At 65.0% G+C, this 16,194-nt stretch carries 9 protein-coding genes and 1 riboswitch; of the genes, 5 read left to right on the top strand and 4 right to left on the bottom strand.

Features of this window, described 5'->3' with window-relative positions:
* Nucleotides 1-21 precede the first annotated feature (21 nt).
* From BLT98_RS03805 to BLT98_RS03790, 4 genes are all read right to left on the bottom strand, one after another.
* On the bottom strand, nucleotides 22-2,643 hold the full coding sequence (locus BLT98_RS03805) for a S53 family peptidase (RefSeq protein WP_092606863.1): 2,622 nt from the start codon (nucleotides 2,641-2,643) through the stop codon (nucleotides 22-24).
* Nucleotides 2,644-2,726: 83 nt separating this feature from the next.
* Nucleotides 2,727-2,813: riboswitch (cyclic di-GMP riboswitch) on the bottom strand.
* A 275-nt stretch (nucleotides 2,814-3,088) separates the two neighbouring features.
* Nucleotides 3,089-3,502, bottom strand: coding sequence for a fosfomycin resistance glutathione transferase (fos, locus tag BLT98_RS03800; RefSeq protein WP_092605372.1), 414 nt, complete (start codon nucleotides 3,500-3,502; stop codon nucleotides 3,089-3,091).
* 231 nt (nucleotides 3,503-3,733) lie between these two features.
* Entirely contained in the window at nucleotides 3,734-5,434 is a 1,701-nt protein-coding gene (gene recJ, locus BLT98_RS03795) for a single-stranded-DNA-specific exonuclease RecJ (protein WP_092605370.1), read from the bottom strand.
* Nucleotides 5,431-6,483, bottom strand: coding sequence for a hypothetical protein (locus BLT98_RS03790; RefSeq protein WP_092605368.1), 1,053 nt, complete (start codon nucleotides 6,481-6,483; stop codon nucleotides 5,431-5,433). The genes recJ and BLT98_RS03790 overlap by 4 nt, the downstream gene beginning before the upstream one ends.
* A gap of 392 nt (nucleotides 6,484-6,875) precedes the next feature.
* Between BLT98_RS03790 and BLT98_RS03785 the strand changes: the two genes are divergently transcribed.
* From BLT98_RS03785 to BLT98_RS03765, 5 genes are all read left to right on the top strand, one after another.
* The gene (locus tag BLT98_RS03785; protein ID WP_170846278.1) at nucleotides 6,876-10,388 is read left to right on the top strand and encodes an SdrD B-like domain-containing protein; all 3,513 of its coding nucleotides are present in this window, start codon (nucleotides 6,876-6,878) and stop codon (nucleotides 10,386-10,388) included.
* Between the two features lie 112 nt (nucleotides 10,389-10,500).
* The gene (locus tag BLT98_RS03780; protein WP_092605364.1) at nucleotides 10,501-11,166 is read left to right on the top strand and encodes a PEP-CTERM sorting domain-containing protein; all 666 of its coding nucleotides are present in this window, start codon (nucleotides 10,501-10,503) and stop codon (nucleotides 11,164-11,166) included.
* A gap of 201 nt (nucleotides 11,167-11,367) precedes the next feature.
* Entirely contained in the window at nucleotides 11,368-13,533 is a 2,166-nt protein-coding gene (locus BLT98_RS03775; RefSeq protein WP_244517372.1) for a type I secretion system permease/ATPase, read from the top strand.
* Nucleotides 13,530-14,843: an HlyD family type I secretion periplasmic adaptor subunit gene (locus BLT98_RS03770; RefSeq protein ID WP_034788545.1), complete on the top strand. Its 1,314-nt coding sequence runs from the start codon at nucleotides 13,530-13,532 to the stop codon at nucleotides 14,841-14,843. The genes BLT98_RS03775 and BLT98_RS03770 overlap by 4 nt, the downstream gene beginning before the upstream one ends.
* Nucleotides 14,843-16,135 (top strand): TolC family protein, encoded by a 1,293-nt coding sequence (locus tag BLT98_RS03765; protein ID WP_244517371.1) that lies wholly within the window; start codon nucleotides 14,843-14,845, stop codon nucleotides 16,133-16,135. The genes BLT98_RS03770 and BLT98_RS03765 overlap by 1 nt, the downstream gene beginning before the upstream one ends.
* The last annotated feature ends 59 nt before the right edge of the window (nucleotides 16,136-16,194 follow it).

The raw sequence follows: 16,194 nt of genomic DNA, 5'->3' as shown, positions 1-16,194 counted from the left end.
CCGTTGGCGGGCCGCGTTCGCTTATCTGGCCGTAACGGTGATGGGTACGTTGAGCTGCGCCGTCAAGCCGTTACTGTCCAGCGCCACGACCCTCAGCGTATAGCTGCCGGTCACCGGCAGGGGCCAGCGGGCCGTGATGGTCATGCCGCTCATGGAAAACTGCATGCCCAGCGGCGCACCGAGGATGGAGATCCACAGGGCGTTCGCGCCCGGCGCCGTCAGCACGATGCTGCCGCTCATGGCCTTGCCGGCCACGCCCGTCATGGCGGCGGCGCTGATCGTGGGACCGGCGGCGGCGATTTTCACTGCGGCCACGGCCTGGCCCGTCAAGCCCGTCCGGGTATCTTTGGCGATGATGGTCACGCTGTAGCTGCCCAGCACGGGGCTGGCCCAGCTGACGACGCCGGCGGCGCTGACGGCCATGCCGGATGGCGCGCCCGACAGGCTGTAGGTGACGGGGTTGGGCGCCACCGTCGTGGCGGCGAACGACAGGGCCACGCCCGGCTTGCCGCTCACGCTGGCCACCGTGACGACGGGGGGCAGCGGGGCGGCGATGGCCACCGTATAGATGCCTTTGCCGCTCAGGCCAGTCTTGCTGTCCGTGGCTGTCACGGTGACGGCGTAGGTGCCGGCCGCCGGGGAGGCCCAGCTCACCAGTCCGGCGCTGCTGATGCTCATGCCGGCCGGCGCGCCGCCCAGCGTGTAGCTGACGGGATTGGGGGCGGAGACGCTGACATTGAACGCCAGGGCCGTGCCAACCTTGCCCGTGATGGCGCCGGCGCCGACGACGGGCGGCGCGACGGGGGTAATGACGATGCTGTACACGCCCTGGCCACTGAGGCCGCTGACGGTATCCTTGGCCACCATGGTCACGGCATACGTGCCCGCGGTGGGGGCGGCCCAGCTGACCACGCCCGTGGCGGCGATGCTCATGCCGGCCGGCGCGCCCAGCATGGTATAGCTGAGTGGATTCGAAGCGCTGGCCGAGACGGTGAACGACAGCGGCTTGCCGGCCGCGCCGCTGATGCTGGCCGGCGCCACCACGGGCGCGGCCGGTGCGGTCTGCGTGCCCGACAGGCCGGCCAGCAGGCTTTTCACGTTCGGCGTGCCCAGGCCGCCCAGCGGGTCATAGCCGACCCTGGCCGTGCACACGCTGCACGTGCCGTTGCTGCCGCGCGTGATGTCGGCAAAGCTGCTGGCGAAAGTGCCGGGCACGCTGGCGATCTGGCCGTACAAGATGCTGTGCGGCAAGCCGAGCGCCGTCTTCGCCTGCAGCGCGCGGCTGGCGTTGGCGATGGCGACCAGGCCGGCCCATTGCGGCGTGGACAGGCTGGTGCCGCCGATGCTGAGCCACCTGGCGGTGCTGCTGCCGGGTGTCATCACGGCCGTGTACTGGCCCGTGGCGGGGTCGGCATTGAAGGCCACGTCGGCCACGTTGCGGCGCAGCAAGTTGGTCAGGCCGGGCACGCTGGCCGTCTGGTAGGTGGGCAGTGCCGTATAGGCGCTGATGCCGCCGCCCGTGCCGGACCAGGCCGTTTCGCTGCGCACGCCGCTGCCGCTGTAGCTGAGCGTGGTGCCGCCCACTGCCAGCACGTTGGACGACACGGACGGCCAGGACACGCCGCTGCCCGAATCGCCCGTGGCGGCCAGGTAGCTCATGTTCTTGCCCGTGAAGGCGCTGTCGACGGAAGCTGTCCAGTTGCCTTCGGCGGCGCCAAAGCTCATCGACACGACGCCAGGCCCCATCTGGTTGGCCAGGCGCACGGCGCCCAGCAGGCTGTTGATGGAAGCGTCGGGCGCCTCGATCAGCACGATGCGCGCCAGCGGCGCCGTGGCATGCGCCCACTGCACGTCGAGCGCGATTTCCATGGCCCAGCCCGAGTTATAGGCGGGCGCCGTGGCCGTCATGGTGCTCGATGGCGTGTTGTAGACAACAGAAAATTCACAGCCGCTGGCCGGGGCGGGCGGCAGGGGCAGGGTGGCATTCGTGGCGATAGCCTTGGTGGTGCAGCCGGGCAAGCCGAATTTCTGGTTGAAGATGGCCAGTTCGGCCGCCGCGTTCGGGTTGTGCATGGCGTCGACGATGTAGATCGTCTGTCCCGCGCCCAGCTGGGCCGCCTGGGCTGGCGTCAGCGCCGTGCCGGCCGCCGGCAGGGCGGGCAAGTCGTAGGCGGCGCGGATTTGCGCGGGAGAATAGGTCGCCACCACGCTGCTGCCGGCCATGGGCGCGGCGATGTCGCTCGCGCCGCCGCCGTTCAGCAAGGGGGCGATATCCTGTGCCGCCTGTTCCGAGGCGGCGATTTTTTGCGCCGTCAGGCGGCGCGTGGTCATTTCCCGCATGGCGCCGGGCACGTTTTGTAAGTGCGGCCGCCAGTGGGCCGAGCCGCTGCTGTTGGCGCTGTCGCGCCCGTCAGGCGCATCGAGCAGGGCCGGGGCCGCATGGAACATCGGTTGCACCACCAGCTCGCCGACGGCGGGAGGGATGACGGGCACCTCGACAGTGAACTGTGTCGCGGCCGTGGCGATGGCGGCAGGCGGTGTCGATGTTTCCTGGCCGGGACCGCAAGCGGCCAACAGGAGGGCGGCTGTGGCGCCCAGCAGCAGGCGCCCGTGACGGTGATGCGGGGGAATGTTTTTTTTCATGGCGAAACTCTCCGAGTTGGGCGAGGGCCACATCTCGACAATGCTTCCAGGCTGGCGCCGCGCGCTGGCGGTCCCGGCCCTGCATTGGCAGCCCCGCTGCCGTGGCGCTTGCGTGCGGTAGGCCGGTGGCTTTGCGTCCCCGCCTTTCGACGGGTTTGCCCTCAAAACTGATCATGCATCATTGGGAATTTCCTGATGCGTCATCGATTTTAGTGAATTTGCCAAATAAATGTTAACTATTTTCAATCAATATTTTTATTTATGCAATAAAATGTGGCGAATTTGCCTATGGATGGATGGAACCTTGTCAGCTTGATTAAGTCTTAAAAGCAAGGTTATCAGAGGTGTATCGAGGCGTGACGGTGTTTTTTAACAGCAACGGCGCTTGCATTTTTTGTTTTATATTGAATTTAACGAATTTACTGAATATGTGATCTTGCCGGTCTCAATCCTCGAACACCATGCCCTGATACGGCGCTGCGCGGCAGGCCGCCAGCCGCTGCGCAAGGCTGCCAGCATGGGCTTCCAGCCGGTGGCCGTCCGGGTCGAGAAAATACAGGGAATCGCCGGCGCTGCGGTTTTGCTGCCATTCGGGCACGCCGGCGGCGCGCAGGCGGGCGGCAAACGGAGCGAAGTCGGTGGGCTCGATGGAAAAAGCATAGTGCGTATAGGCCGGGCTGGCCAGCGCGGCCGTGTCCTGTCCATCCAGCGACAGGCACAGCCACAAATCCCCGGCCGACAGATACGCGCCCCTGTCCCAGCGCGCATGCAGGCACAGGCCCAAGGTGTTGCGGTAAAAGACGATGCTGCGCGCCAGGTCGCGCACGGACAGGGTGAGGTGGTTCAGGCCGGTCAACATGGAGCTGCTTTCAGGTGGAGTGGAGGCCGGTTTCAGCTTCCTCAGTGGTTTGATGCGACATTGCTCCAGGTAAAAGTATGAGACACGGCAATAAGGCCACAAACGTCGCAACACCTGACACAACCGTAGCGAGCGGAAGGAAGAGGTGGTCGAGAAGCGCAACCGTACTTCCAGTACGGTGAGCATCGCAGGCGACCTATGCCGACGCGCAGCAGGTTGTGTCAGGTGTCACTACACAGGCTCGGCGTGTTCCACCATAAGTTGTACTTTGGTCGTGCCATTGTATTCATTCGCATCGAGCCTGAACGCGACCCGCGTGCGTTCGCCCAGTGCGTCCGTATGCCCGAACCAGATGGCATCAAAACGCACGCCGTTCTTTTCCAGCAGCAGTTTCAAATGGCGTTCTTTTAAGATGCGCTGGCTGACGACGCGGAATTCATCGCAAAAGACGGGCGGGGCGAAGCCCTGGCCCCACACCTGGCCGTCCATCAGCTCGATAAAGGCTGTCGTGTAGTAGGCGTCTTCCAGCGGGCCGTCCGTTTCCACGACCCGTTCCAGCTGTTGCTGGCTGAGCCAGGCCTGGCCGACGGCTTCGAAGGCCTGGGAAAAGGCGTCGAAGGCGTCGGCGCGGATGGTGAGTCCAGCCGCCATGGCGTGGCCGCCGAACTTGTCGATCAGGCTGGGCGCCCGTTTCGACACGAGGTCGAGCGCGTCGCGCAAGTGGAAGCCGGGGATCGAGCGGCCCGAACCCTTGATCCAGCCGTCCGCACCGGGCGCAAACGTGATCGTCGGGCGATAGAATTTTTCCTTCAGGCGCGAGGCGACGATGCCGATCACGCCCTGGTGCCAGGATTCGTCGAAGACGCTGATGGTGCTGCTGTTGGCCGGTTCGAAAGCATCGAGGTGCAGCAGGGCCGTATCCTGCATTTCCGCCTCGATTTCACGGCGTTTCAGGTTGATGTCGTTGAGTTGCTGGGCCAGCGCCCAGGCGCGGCCTTCGTCGTCCGTGACCAGGCATTCGATGCCCAGGGACATGTCCTGCAGGCGGCCGGCCGCATTCAGGCGCGGTCCCAGGGCAAAACCGAGGTCGAACGGCGTGGCGCTGCGCGCTTCGCGGCCCGCCACGCGAAAGAGCGCCGCCACGCCCGCATGCATATTGCCTTTGCGCATGCGCTTGAGGCCTTGCGCGACGAGGATGCGGTTGTTCGTATCGAGGCGCACCACGTCGGCCACCGTGCCCAGCGCCACCAGGTCGAGCAGGTTGTCGAGCTTGGGTTGCGTTTGCGCATCGAAGATGCCGCGCCGGCGCATTTCGGCGCGCAGGGCCAGCAGCACGTAGAACACGACGCCCACGCCCGCCAGGTGTTTCGACGGAAAACCGCAGGCGGGCTGGTTCGGGTTGACGATGACGGCCGCGTCGGGCAAGGTATCGGCCGGCAGATGGTGGTCGGTGACGACCACCTGGATGCCGCGCCGGTTGGCCTCGGCCACGCCGTCGATGCTGGCGATGCCGTTGTCGACGGTGATGATGATGTCGGGCGACTTTTCGCGGGCGGTGAGCTCGACGATTTCCGGCGTCAGGCCATAGCCGTACTCAAAACGGTTGGGCACGATGAAATCGACGTCGGCGCCCATGGCGCGCAAGCCGCGGATGGCCACGGCGCAGGCGGTGGCGCCGTCGCAATCGTAATCGGCCACGATGACCATGCGTTTCTTGGCAGCAATGGCGTCGGCCAGGAAGACGCCGGCTGCGCCGATGTGCAGCAAGCCCGACGGCGGTATCAAGTCCTTTGCCTCAATCGACAGTTCTTTCGCGTCGGACAGGCCGCGCGACGCGTACAGGCGGGCCAGCACGGGGTGGATGCCGCCCTGGCGCAGCAATTCGGATTCGCGGTAGGGGCAGGGACGGGTGGCGATGCGGGTACGGGTCATGATGCTTTCAACTTGTTCAGGGTAATCGCGCGCCAGAATTTGCGCTGCGCATGCTTGCTGGTGGTACAGGCTAGCCAGGCGTCGCGGTGGCTCAGCACCAGGCGCAGCTGGCCCAGGCGGCCATCCTTGAGGGCCGCCAGCAGCGGGGCGAACCAGTCCGCTTCCAGCGCTTGCAACTGCTGCAGCCACATGCCCCATTCCTGCGCCTGCGCCGCTTCGGTCAATCCGCCCAGCACGACAATCGCATCCTGTTGGCTTGCCAGCACACTGTTTGGACTGGCATCGCGCTGCGCCGGTTCCGCCAGCGCGGCCAGCCAGCCCGGCGCGTCCTTCGTATGCAGGCTGGCCGCGCAGCGCGCAGGTGCGGCCGTGGCCAGGCTCCCGCCCCAGATCCAGAACGAGTTGATGGCTTTCAGGCCCCGTACTTCGCGTGCCGCGTTGACCGGATGTTCATGCCACAGCATCTGCACTTCATTCTGCAGGCGGCGCGCGGCGCGCGCATGCTCGCCTTCCGGCATCCACACGGACAGGTCTTGCGTGGTGGCGGCATCCGGCGTGGCGCACTGCAAATCGTTCCAGCCATCGGCGCGCATGAACCAGGTGCCCGCGTCGCCATAGGACAGGGGCTGGCCGATTTCGTTGAAATACGGACGCGCCGTGTCGAACAAGGTGCGGCCATCGGCCTCGCTCAGCTTGAGCTGGCGCAAGTCTTCCAGGCTGATATGGCTGCGGGCGATGGCCAGGTGGGCCGGATGCAGCAGGAAGTAGCGCGCGCCCGGTTCCGGCACGAGGCCGTAGCCGCGCATGGCCTGGGCCGCAAAGGCCGCTTGCGCCGCCTCGCCATTGGGCGCGGGCGACAGGGCCAAGGCATGCGCCAGCCACGCTTCGTGCGGCAGCAGGCGGTTGGCATTGTCAAAGGTTTCTAAATTGCAATCGGAGGTGCGCGACAGCAGCGCCGCCAGCGCGGGCGCCTGCAAGACCTTGAGCAGGTCGGCAGCCAGTTCGGCATTGGGCAAGGCGAAGGGCAAGACGAGGGTAAGTTGATTCATCCCGAGATTGTAGGCGATTGTGGTGCGGGCCGAGAAGGCGTATGTATTTTCAGGCCCGCGACGGCAGCGGCGGCGGCGCTGGAAATGCACAAAAATTATAAAAATTTTATTAGCATTGATGGAAATTAATTTGCTTTTGAAAATATATTGGATATAATTGCGACAACTTAAATATCAGAAATACAATCACCCCCTGCTGCGTGGTTGCGTCGTCTGGCTCCTGTGTCCCTCGAAACTGTATACAAGATCTGCCGGCTTCATTTTTTAAACAAGTTCTTTCTTGGAAGCCCACCTATGTATACATTCGCCGCTTTGCGCGGCCAGGCTGATTGCGCCCTGGCCCCCCGTATTTCCGCTCCTGCCGCCGCCGTGGCATGCCGTCAGGAGGCCGCATGACTACGTACAACCTGTCGACCACGGTCCACGTCTGCGAAGACATCAACAAGAATTTCGATATCCGCGACCTGCTGATCCAGGCCGGCTACTCGGTGCAAGGCGAACTGAATATCAAGAATTTTACGGTTTTGTTGCCGGACGATACGGAATCGACGGAGAACACGCCGCTGTTCGGCATGCTCGACGCGGACACCGTGTACGTGCGCCCCGGCGACTGGGCCGCCAACTACAACGGCAGCTTCTCGACCATCCAGGTAACGATCGACAAGGGCAATGGCGACATCGTCCAGCTGAGCCTGCAAGTCATCATCGATCCCGTCAATGACGCGCCCGATGCGGCCGACAAGACCTTCACCCTGGTCGACGGCGCCAGCGTCGTGCTGAGCGAAAGCGATTTCGGCTTCCACGACGACGTCGAGAACAACGGCTTCAAGTCCGTCGTCATCACCAATACCACCACGGCGGGCCAGGTTTTGCTGAATGGCGTGGCCGTTGCGGTGGGCACGGAGATTTCCATCGACGATATCCGCGCGGGCCACCTGGTCTTCGTGCCGAGCCAGACCGTCGCCGGCGACTTCGACCTCGGTTTCAAGGTGCGCGATGATGGCGGCACGGAAGGCTGCAATGCGCAAGACCTGAGCCTGGCGCCCCATTACCTGACCTTCAAGGTGCCGATGGCCCACCTGGGCGATTTCGTGTGGGAAGACAAGAATGCCAACGGCGTGCAGGACGCGGGCGAGGCGGGCATCGCCAATGTAGTCGTGCAACTCAAGGATACGGCCGGCAATGTGGTGGCCTCCACCACGACGGACGCGACCGGCGGCTACCACTTCGATGTCAATCCGGGCACCTATTCGGTGACCGTGGTGGCGCCCGCCGGCTATGTGCCGACGGCAGCGAACCAGGGCGGCGATACGGGCAAGGACAGCAATATCGATGCCAGCGGCAAGATGGCGCCCGTCACCCTGGCGCCGGGCGAGACCAATCTGACCCTCGATGCGGGCCTGTACCGCGCGGCCGAGCTGGGCGACCGGGTCTGGTTCGATACCAACAAGAATGGCGTGCAGGATGCGGGTGAAGCGGGTGCCGCAGGTGTGAAAGTAACCTTGCTCGATGCGTCGGGCAACGCCGTCGGCAGCCCGCTCGTCACGGATGCGAATGGCAACTATTTGTTCACGAATCTGAAGCCGGGCGCCTACAGCGTGCAGTTCGATAAAACCACCTTGCCAGCCGGCTACGCTTTTACTGGCCAGGACCAGGGCGGCGACGACCAGCGCGATTCCGATGCCAGCGCCATCGATGGCAAGACGGCGCAAGTGCTGCTTGCTTCCGGTGACAGCAACCATAGTCTGGATGCGGGCATCGTTGCGCTGCCGGCCTCCCTGGGCGACCGCGTCTGGCATGATGCCAACTTGAACGGCGTGCAGGATGCGGGCGAAGCCGGCATCGGCGGCGTCACGGTGCAGCTGAAAAACGCGGCCGGCAGCGTGATCGGCTCGACCTTGACGGACGCCACCGGCTATTACAACTTCAATGTCGATCCGGGTACGTATTCGATTGCCGTCGTCGCGCCGCCAGGCTATTTGACCACGGTCAAGGATGCGGGCGGCAATGATGCGCTCGACAGCGACATCAATGCCGCAGGCCAGAGCGGCCTGGTGACGGTTGCCGCCGGCCAGAACTACAAGGACCTGGATGCGGGCTTGTACAAAACGGCTGCCATTGGCGACCGCGTGTGGTTTGACGCCAACGGCAACGGCACGCAGGATGCGGGCGAAGCGGGTGTCGGCGGCGTGAAAGTCAATCTGTACAACGCCTCGGGTGCCGTGGTGGCCAGCGCCACCACGGATGCCAGCGGCAACTACCTGTTCAGCAATCTGGTCCCCGGCAATTACTATCTGGGCTTCGTGCCACCGGCCGGCTATACCTTCACCAAGGCGGATGTGGGCGGCTACGCCACCGATTCGGATGTCAATCCGGCCACCGGCCTCACCACTACCTGGATCGCGCTGAAATCGGGCGACGTCCAGCTGGACTGGGATGCCGGCCTGGTCAAATGCGCGCCTGTCACCGGCAGCATCGGCGACCGCGTGTGGGAAGACAATAACTACAACGGTGTGCAGGATGCGGGCGAACTGGGCGTGGCGGGCGTGAAGGTCAACCTGCTCAATGCCAGTAACCAGATCATCGCCACGACAACGACGAATGCCAGTGGCAATTATCTGTTCGACAAGCTGGTCGCCGGCGGCTACAAGGTGGAAGTCGTCCGTCCATCGGGTTTCTATTACACCAAGGCCAATGTGGGCAGCGATACGGCCGATTCCGACGTCGATACGAGCACGGGGCGTTCCGGCCTGATCAACCTGGCCGCCGGCCAGAACGACATGAGCTGGGATGCGGGCATCTACCGCAAGGCCAGCCTGGGCGACAAGGTATGGCGCGACGCCGACCATGATGGCGTGCAGGACTACAACGAGGCAGGCATCGCCAACATCAAGGTGCAGTTGTACTCCGGCAGCGGCGCTTTGCTGGCTACCACCTACACGAATGCCAGCGGCAACTATCTGTTCAGCAACCTCGATCCGGGCAGCTATTCGCTCAAGTTCGACAAGAGCAATGTGATGCATGCCGGTTACGCCATGAACAGCTGGCGCTGGGGCGTGAAGAACGTGGGCAGCAATGACAACATCGATTCCGACGTCAACAGCAACGGCACCCTGTCCAACGTGGTCTACACGGATATCCTGAAGCTGGCGTCGGGCCAGAACGACATGAGCTGGGACGCGGCCATCACGCCCATCGTGATCGACCTCAACGGTGACGGCGTGCACACGATCGCCCGCGCCGACTTCCACGGCAGCTTCGACTTGCTGGGCACGGGCAGCGCCATCCAGACGGGCTGGGTCTCGGCTCAGGACGGCTTGCTGGCCATCGACAGCAATGGCAATGGCAAGATCGACAATATCTCGGAACTGTTCGGCGGCAACGAGAAGGGCACGGGCTTTGCCAAGCTGTCCAGCTATGACTCGAACGGCGACGGCGTGGTCGATGCGCACGATGACAAGTTTGCCGAATTGCGCATCTGGCGCGACGCCAACAGCAATGGCGTGACGGACGATGGCGAGCTGATGTCGCTGCACGACGCCGGCGTGGCCAGCCTGACGGTGAGCTACACGGAACTGCCGTTCCTCGACGCCAACAGTAATCTGCACCTCGAGCGCAGCAGCGCTACCCTGGCCGACGGCAAGACGGTCGACATGACGGACGTGTATTTCAACGTCGACGCCAAGGATGCGGCCAAGGCCGGCATCACCTTGCCGAGCATGGCCGACCTGCTGCGCGACGACAGCACGCTCGACGTGGTGCTGGGCCAGGACGGCACGGTCAACACGGTCGCTGCCGCCCAGGCAGCTCCGGCCGCCGAAGCCCAGGCCCAGTGCGAGATGGCCGAAGCCTTGCGCCGCGCCATGGCCCATGTGAATGCCCAGCCCCAGGAAATGGCTGCCTGATGTCCCTTGCCGGGCCGTAATCCTGCCCGGCAATGCCGCACCGGCGCACCCGTCACGGGGCGCCGGCGCTTTCCACACTTACATCTTACATAACAGAAATAGGGAAACCACCATGAAACAATCCATGCACCTGCTCGTTCGCGGCGCCATCGCCGCAGCCACGTTCGCCCTCGCCAGCGGCAGCGCCCTGGCCGCCTCCAACCTGCAAGTCGTCGATTCGCACAGCGTCAGCCTGTTTACGGCTGCCGGCGGCGCCTTCGGCTCGGGCAACGCCATCTCGCCGACCTTGTGGGAAGTCAAATACGACAGCAACACTTTCCTGGCGTTTTGCCTCGATCCCCATGTTGCACTGAGCAATAGTTCGAACAGCTACAGCAGCGGCGCCTTTGCCGCCAGCGATTCCGTCAAGCGCCTGTATGAAGGGTATTACGCCTCGTCCATCGCGAATGTGTCGACCAGCGCTAACAGCGCCGCCGCCTTCCAGCTGGCTCTGTGGGAATTGAATAACGACAACACGAACCTGCTGACGGGCGACCTGCGCTTCAAAAACCTGAGCAATGCCGTCGTCAGCCAGGCCAACACCATGCTGGGCGTGGCCACGGGCAATGGCGCCATCCAGAACCTGTACAGCTACACGAGCTTGACGAGTGTCAACCCGGCTTCGCAAACCTTGCTCAGCGTGTCGCCGGTGCCGGAAGCGCAAACCTGGGCCATGCTGGTCGCAGGCCTGGGCCTGCTGGGCTTCATGGCGCGCCGTCGCAAGGCTGGCGCAGTATAAATCGGCAGCAGTGGTATTGACTTGGTAGTTTCTGCTGCGGTGCGTCCGTCAAGACGCACCGCAGTTTTTATTTTTTCACAACATCATTCTGAATAGCTGTTATTACTATGGCACAATGTTTCTGCAAGCCACCACTGCGCGACCTTGACAATAGTTCCTCACTGTTCATTGCAACTGTCTGAGATCGGATTTGAGCTCATCATGACGCCACCTTCTGCCGCGCACGCCGCCGTCGACGCTTCCCCATCCACCGCCTGCGCTGACACGCTTGCCGACGCCATCGTCTTCCTGGCCCGCCTTCTTGGCACCGGCGTGCAGGCCGAGCGCCTGCGCGCCAGCGTGACCGCGCATGGCGACCCGGCCGCCGCCGATTTTCTCGACCAGGCGCTCAGCCATGCCAGCCTGGCCGGCACCGCGCTACCCATGGACAAGCCGCGCCGTCCGACGGAAATGCCGGCCTTGCTGCTCAATGGGGAAGGGCAGGCGCTGGTGGTGCTGAGCATTGCCGATGGTAAATATGAATGTCACGTGCCCGGCATCGCCGGCACCTTCTGGCTCGATGCGGCCGCGCTGGCCCTGGAAGTGCCCGCCGGGCGCTGGGTGGCCGTGCGGCCCGTGATGTTCTTCGACCAGCGCAGCTTGCTCTACAGCATGCCCGTGGCGGGACGCTGGTTCTGGGATGTCTTCAACCGCAACCGCTGGGTATTTCGCTGGGCCCTGCTGGGCACGCTGGTGCTGAACGTCATCGGCGCGCTGGTGCCATTCTATGCGATGGCCGTGTATGACCGCGTGATCCCGAACAATGCCACGTCCAGTCTGTGGGTGCTGACCATTGCCGTGGTGGTGCTGACGGGCTTCGAACTGGCTCTGCGCCTGCTGCGCGGCGAACTGGTGGAAACGGCGTCGCGCCGCATGGACGTGGCGCTGTCGTCGAACATCTTCGCCCAGTGTCTGCGCCTGCGCGCGGCCAGCCGTCCCGCTTCCGGGGGGACTTTGGCCAATACCGTGCGCGATTTCGAATCCGTGCGCGAATTCTTTGCCTCGACCACCCTGACGACCCTGGGCGACTTGCCGTTTTTGCTGCTGTTCCTGCTGGTCATCGCCTTTGTCGGCGGCTGGCTGGTGCTCGTGCCGCTGGCCGTCATTCCGATCCTGCTGCTGGTGGCCTTTGCCTCGCGCGCCGCCCTGGCGCGCCACGTGGCCGCCTCGATGCAGGAAAGCGCGCAGCGCACGGCACACCTGTTTGAAACCATGAATGGCCTCGACACCATCAAGGCGCTGGGCGCCGAAGCGTGGAGCCGGCGCAAATGGGAAAGCCTGACGGTGGCCATCGCCGCCAACAGCGTCGAGACGCGCGAAATCGTCAGTCGCGTCAACTACATCAACACGGCCGTGCTGGCCCTGTCCGGCGTGGCCGTGGTGGCCACGGGCGCCTTGCTGATGGGCGAACACCTGCTGACCCTGGGCCAGATCATCGCCGTGAGCATGCTGACGGGACGCGCCCTGGCGCCCGTGAGCCAGATCGCGGGCCTGATCATCCGCTGGGAACAGACCAAGCTGTCCTACCACGCGCTGAACAAGATCATGGAAGCGCCGACCGATGACGACGTGGCCAGTCTGCAGGCGCCCCCGCTGTCCGGGCGCATCGAGTTCCGCGACGTGGGCTTTGCCTACCCGAATTCGCCGCCGCTGCTGGATAAACTGAACCTGCACATCCGTCCCGGTGAACGGGTCGGCGTGATCGGCAAGCTCGGTTCCGGCAAGAGCACCTTGCTGCGCTTGCTGCTGAACCAGTATGGTCCGCAAAGCGGCAGCGTACTGTTCGACGACCTGTCCAGCACCCAGCTGGAGCCTCTGAGCCTGCGCCGCCAGATCGGCTACGTGCCGCAGGACGTGACCCTGTTCCACGGCACCCTGCGCGAAAACATCGAACTGGGACGCAGCCAGCCCGACGATGCGGCCCTGCTCGATGCCATCCGCCTGGCCTGCCTCGATGACATCATCACCCAGCTGCCCAACGGCGTGGCGACGGAAGTGGGCGAACGGGGCGAACGCCTGTCCGGCGGCCAGCGCCAAGCCGTGGCCATGGCCCGCGCCTTGCTCGTGAAACCGCCCATGCTGCTGCTCGATGAGCCGAGCAGCATGTTCGACCCTGCCACCGAGCAGCGCCTGATCGCCCGCCTGCGTACCTTAAAGGATACGACCATCGTGCTCGTCACGCACCGCATGGCCATGCTGGCGCTGGTGGACCGGCTGATCGTCTTCGACAAGGGGCGCATCGTGGCCGACGGCCCGCGCGATGAGGTCATGCGCGTGCTCAATAGCCAGGCAGCCAAGCCTGCTGTGGAACAGGGAGCCACGGCATGAGCGCCCTGAACGCCCGTCCGCTGCCAGCGGCCCACCCGGACCCGGAACGCGAACCGCAGCGCATCGTCATGCGCATGCTGGCGCTGATCGCCGTATTGCTGGTGCTGGTGCTGGCCTGGGCCACCTTCGCCCAGCTCGACGTGTCCGTGAATGGACGCGGCGCCATCACGCCGCCGTCGCACCTGCAGGAAGTGCAAAGCCTGGAAGGGGGCATCGTGCGCGAAATGCTGGTGAAGCCGGGCCAGCGCGTGCGCCGCGGCGACTTGCTGCTGCGCCTGGACACGGCCCAGTACGAGGCCAACCTGGGCGCCAGCGTGCAGAATCGCCTGGCCGCGCTGGCGGGCAGGGCGCGCCTCGATGCGCTGCTGTCCGGTGGTACTCCCCGGTTTGCGCCGGAATGGCAGAAAGAGGCGCCCGAGCTGATCGCCAAGGAAACGCAGTTGTGGCGCGATGGCCAGCGCGAGTTCGCGTCGGCCACGGCGGCCGCGCGCGAAGGCGTGACGCGGCGGCGCGGCGAGCTGGCCGAGGCGCACAGCCGCATCGCGCAACTCGATACGGGCCTGAAGATCGCGCTGGAAAGCCTGTCGATCGAGGAACGCCTGTTCAAGGAGGGCGCCGGTTCGCGCGGCGACTACCTGAATGCGCAGCAGCGCGTGCAGCAGCAGCGCACGGAGCTCGACAGCCTGCGCGCTTCCGTGCCGCGCCTGGCGGCCACCCTGGCCGAGGCGCAGGCGCAGGCCGGCGAAGTGGAAGCGCGCATGCGCGGCCAGTGGGGCGCCCAGCGCAGCGAATATGAAACCAAGGCGGGAGCCCTGGCCAGCACCGTGAAAGGCCAGCAGGACCAGGTGAGCCGGCGCGATGTGACGGCGCCCGTCGACGGCGTCGTCAACCGCGTGCTGGTGGCGACGGTCGGCGGCGTGGCGCAGCCGGGCAAACCTATCCTGGAAATCGTGCCCGCCGATTCGGAAATGCTGATTTCCGTGCGCGTGAAACCGTCGGACATCGGATTTATCCACGTGGGGCAGCGCGCTTCGGCCAATGTGCTGGCGTATGACGCCACCACCTATGGACGCATGCAGGCGCAGGTGGTGCGCGTGGGCGCCGATGCGATTCCCGATGAACGCAACGAGCCGTATTTCGAGGTGCAGCTGAGTACCGACCGCAGCCAGTTGACGGCGCACGGCAAGGTGCTGCCGATTACGCCTGGCATGCCCGTCGACGTGGGCATCCTGACGGGGCGCCGCTCGGTGCTGCAATATGTGTTCAAGCCCGTGCTGCGCGGCTTGCAGTCTTCCCTGCAGGAGCGGTGATGCGTGCGTTTTTACTTTGCATGGCATTCGCCTGCGCAAACGCGGTGGCCCAACCGGCGCCGCCGGCCACTTTCCAGGCGCAGTCCACGCGCGGCTTGCCCGCCTTGCTGGCGCGCGCCGTGCCGCGCGACCCGCAGGTGATCGCGGCGCAGGCGGCGCTGGCCACCACCGAAGCGCGCTACAAGCAGGCCCGCTCGCGGCTGTTCCCGACTGCGGCGCTGCAGGCGACGCGGGGGCGCAGCAATGACCTCGATGGCGCGCTGGACGTGGAGCGGCGCACGCACCAGGTGGAAGCGAGCTTGCGCTGGAATGTGTACAACGGCGGCGCCGACCGCGCCGAACTCGATGCGGCCGAGCGCGAAATGGCGGGCGCCGCCTTCGACGTGGAGCGGGCACGCGCGGAAAGCGCGGAAAAACTGGCCGAAGCGTATTTCGACATGCAGCGTCTGGAACGCAGCCTGATGCAATCGCAGGAACGCCTGCGCGACGTGACGCAGCTGGTGCGGCAGGTGACGCGCCAGGCGGAACTGGGCAAATCATCGGAAGTGGACCGCGAACTGGCGCAAAGTTCGCAGCTGGACGCGGAACTGGTGCACGACGGCTTGCTGACGGACCAGCAGGCGGCGCGCATCAAGCTCGAGGCGCTGGCCTTCGAGCCGGTGGCGCAGTTTGCCGATTTCGCCTTTGCGCCGCTGCCGGCGCAAGCCCTGGAAAACGCCGATACGCAGCAGGCGCAGTTGCGCGCCGCGCGCGAGCGGGCGGCGGCGGCCCAGCTGCGCGTGCGCGGCGTGGCGGCCACCCTGGCGCCGAAAGTGGATCTGAACGTCAGCCATCTGCTCAATAACAAGACCACGCCGCCGCCCTCGACCATCCAGCAGCGGGGCTGGTCGGTGGGCGTGAGCTGGGAATTCCCGCTCGGCGGCGGCAGCCTGGCGCAGCGCGACGAGAGCATCAGCCGCGCCCAGGCGGCCGATGCGGACGTGGCGCGCGCCGAGCAGGGCACGCGCGCCGACCTGGCCAGCATGCTGCCGCGCATCGCCAATGCGCAGCGCACCCTGGCCCTGCTCGACGAGCAGGAAAGGAAGTTGGCCTTCGTCGTGCGCGGCGGCACCATCCAGTACGAGGCGGGACGGCGCAACCTGCAGCAGGTCATCCAGACGCGCGACAGCTATTTCACGGTGCAGCAGCGGCGCATCGACCAGCTGCACCGTCTGACCCTGGCGCAGATGCGCCAATATGCGCTGGCGGGGCAGCTGCTGGCCGTGTTCGGCCTGGCGCAGGAGGCAAAATAGGGCCGGCGTGCGCTGTTTCACGCAGACTTGATGCATGAAATGCCCATTGTGTGGCACAC

The organism is Janthinobacterium sp. YR213, assembly GCF_900099875.1.
GTDB lineage: Bacteria > Pseudomonadota > Gammaproteobacteria > Burkholderiales > Burkholderiaceae_D > Janthinobacterium > Janthinobacterium lividum.
This window is presented reverse-complemented; position numbering and strand designations above follow the sequence as displayed.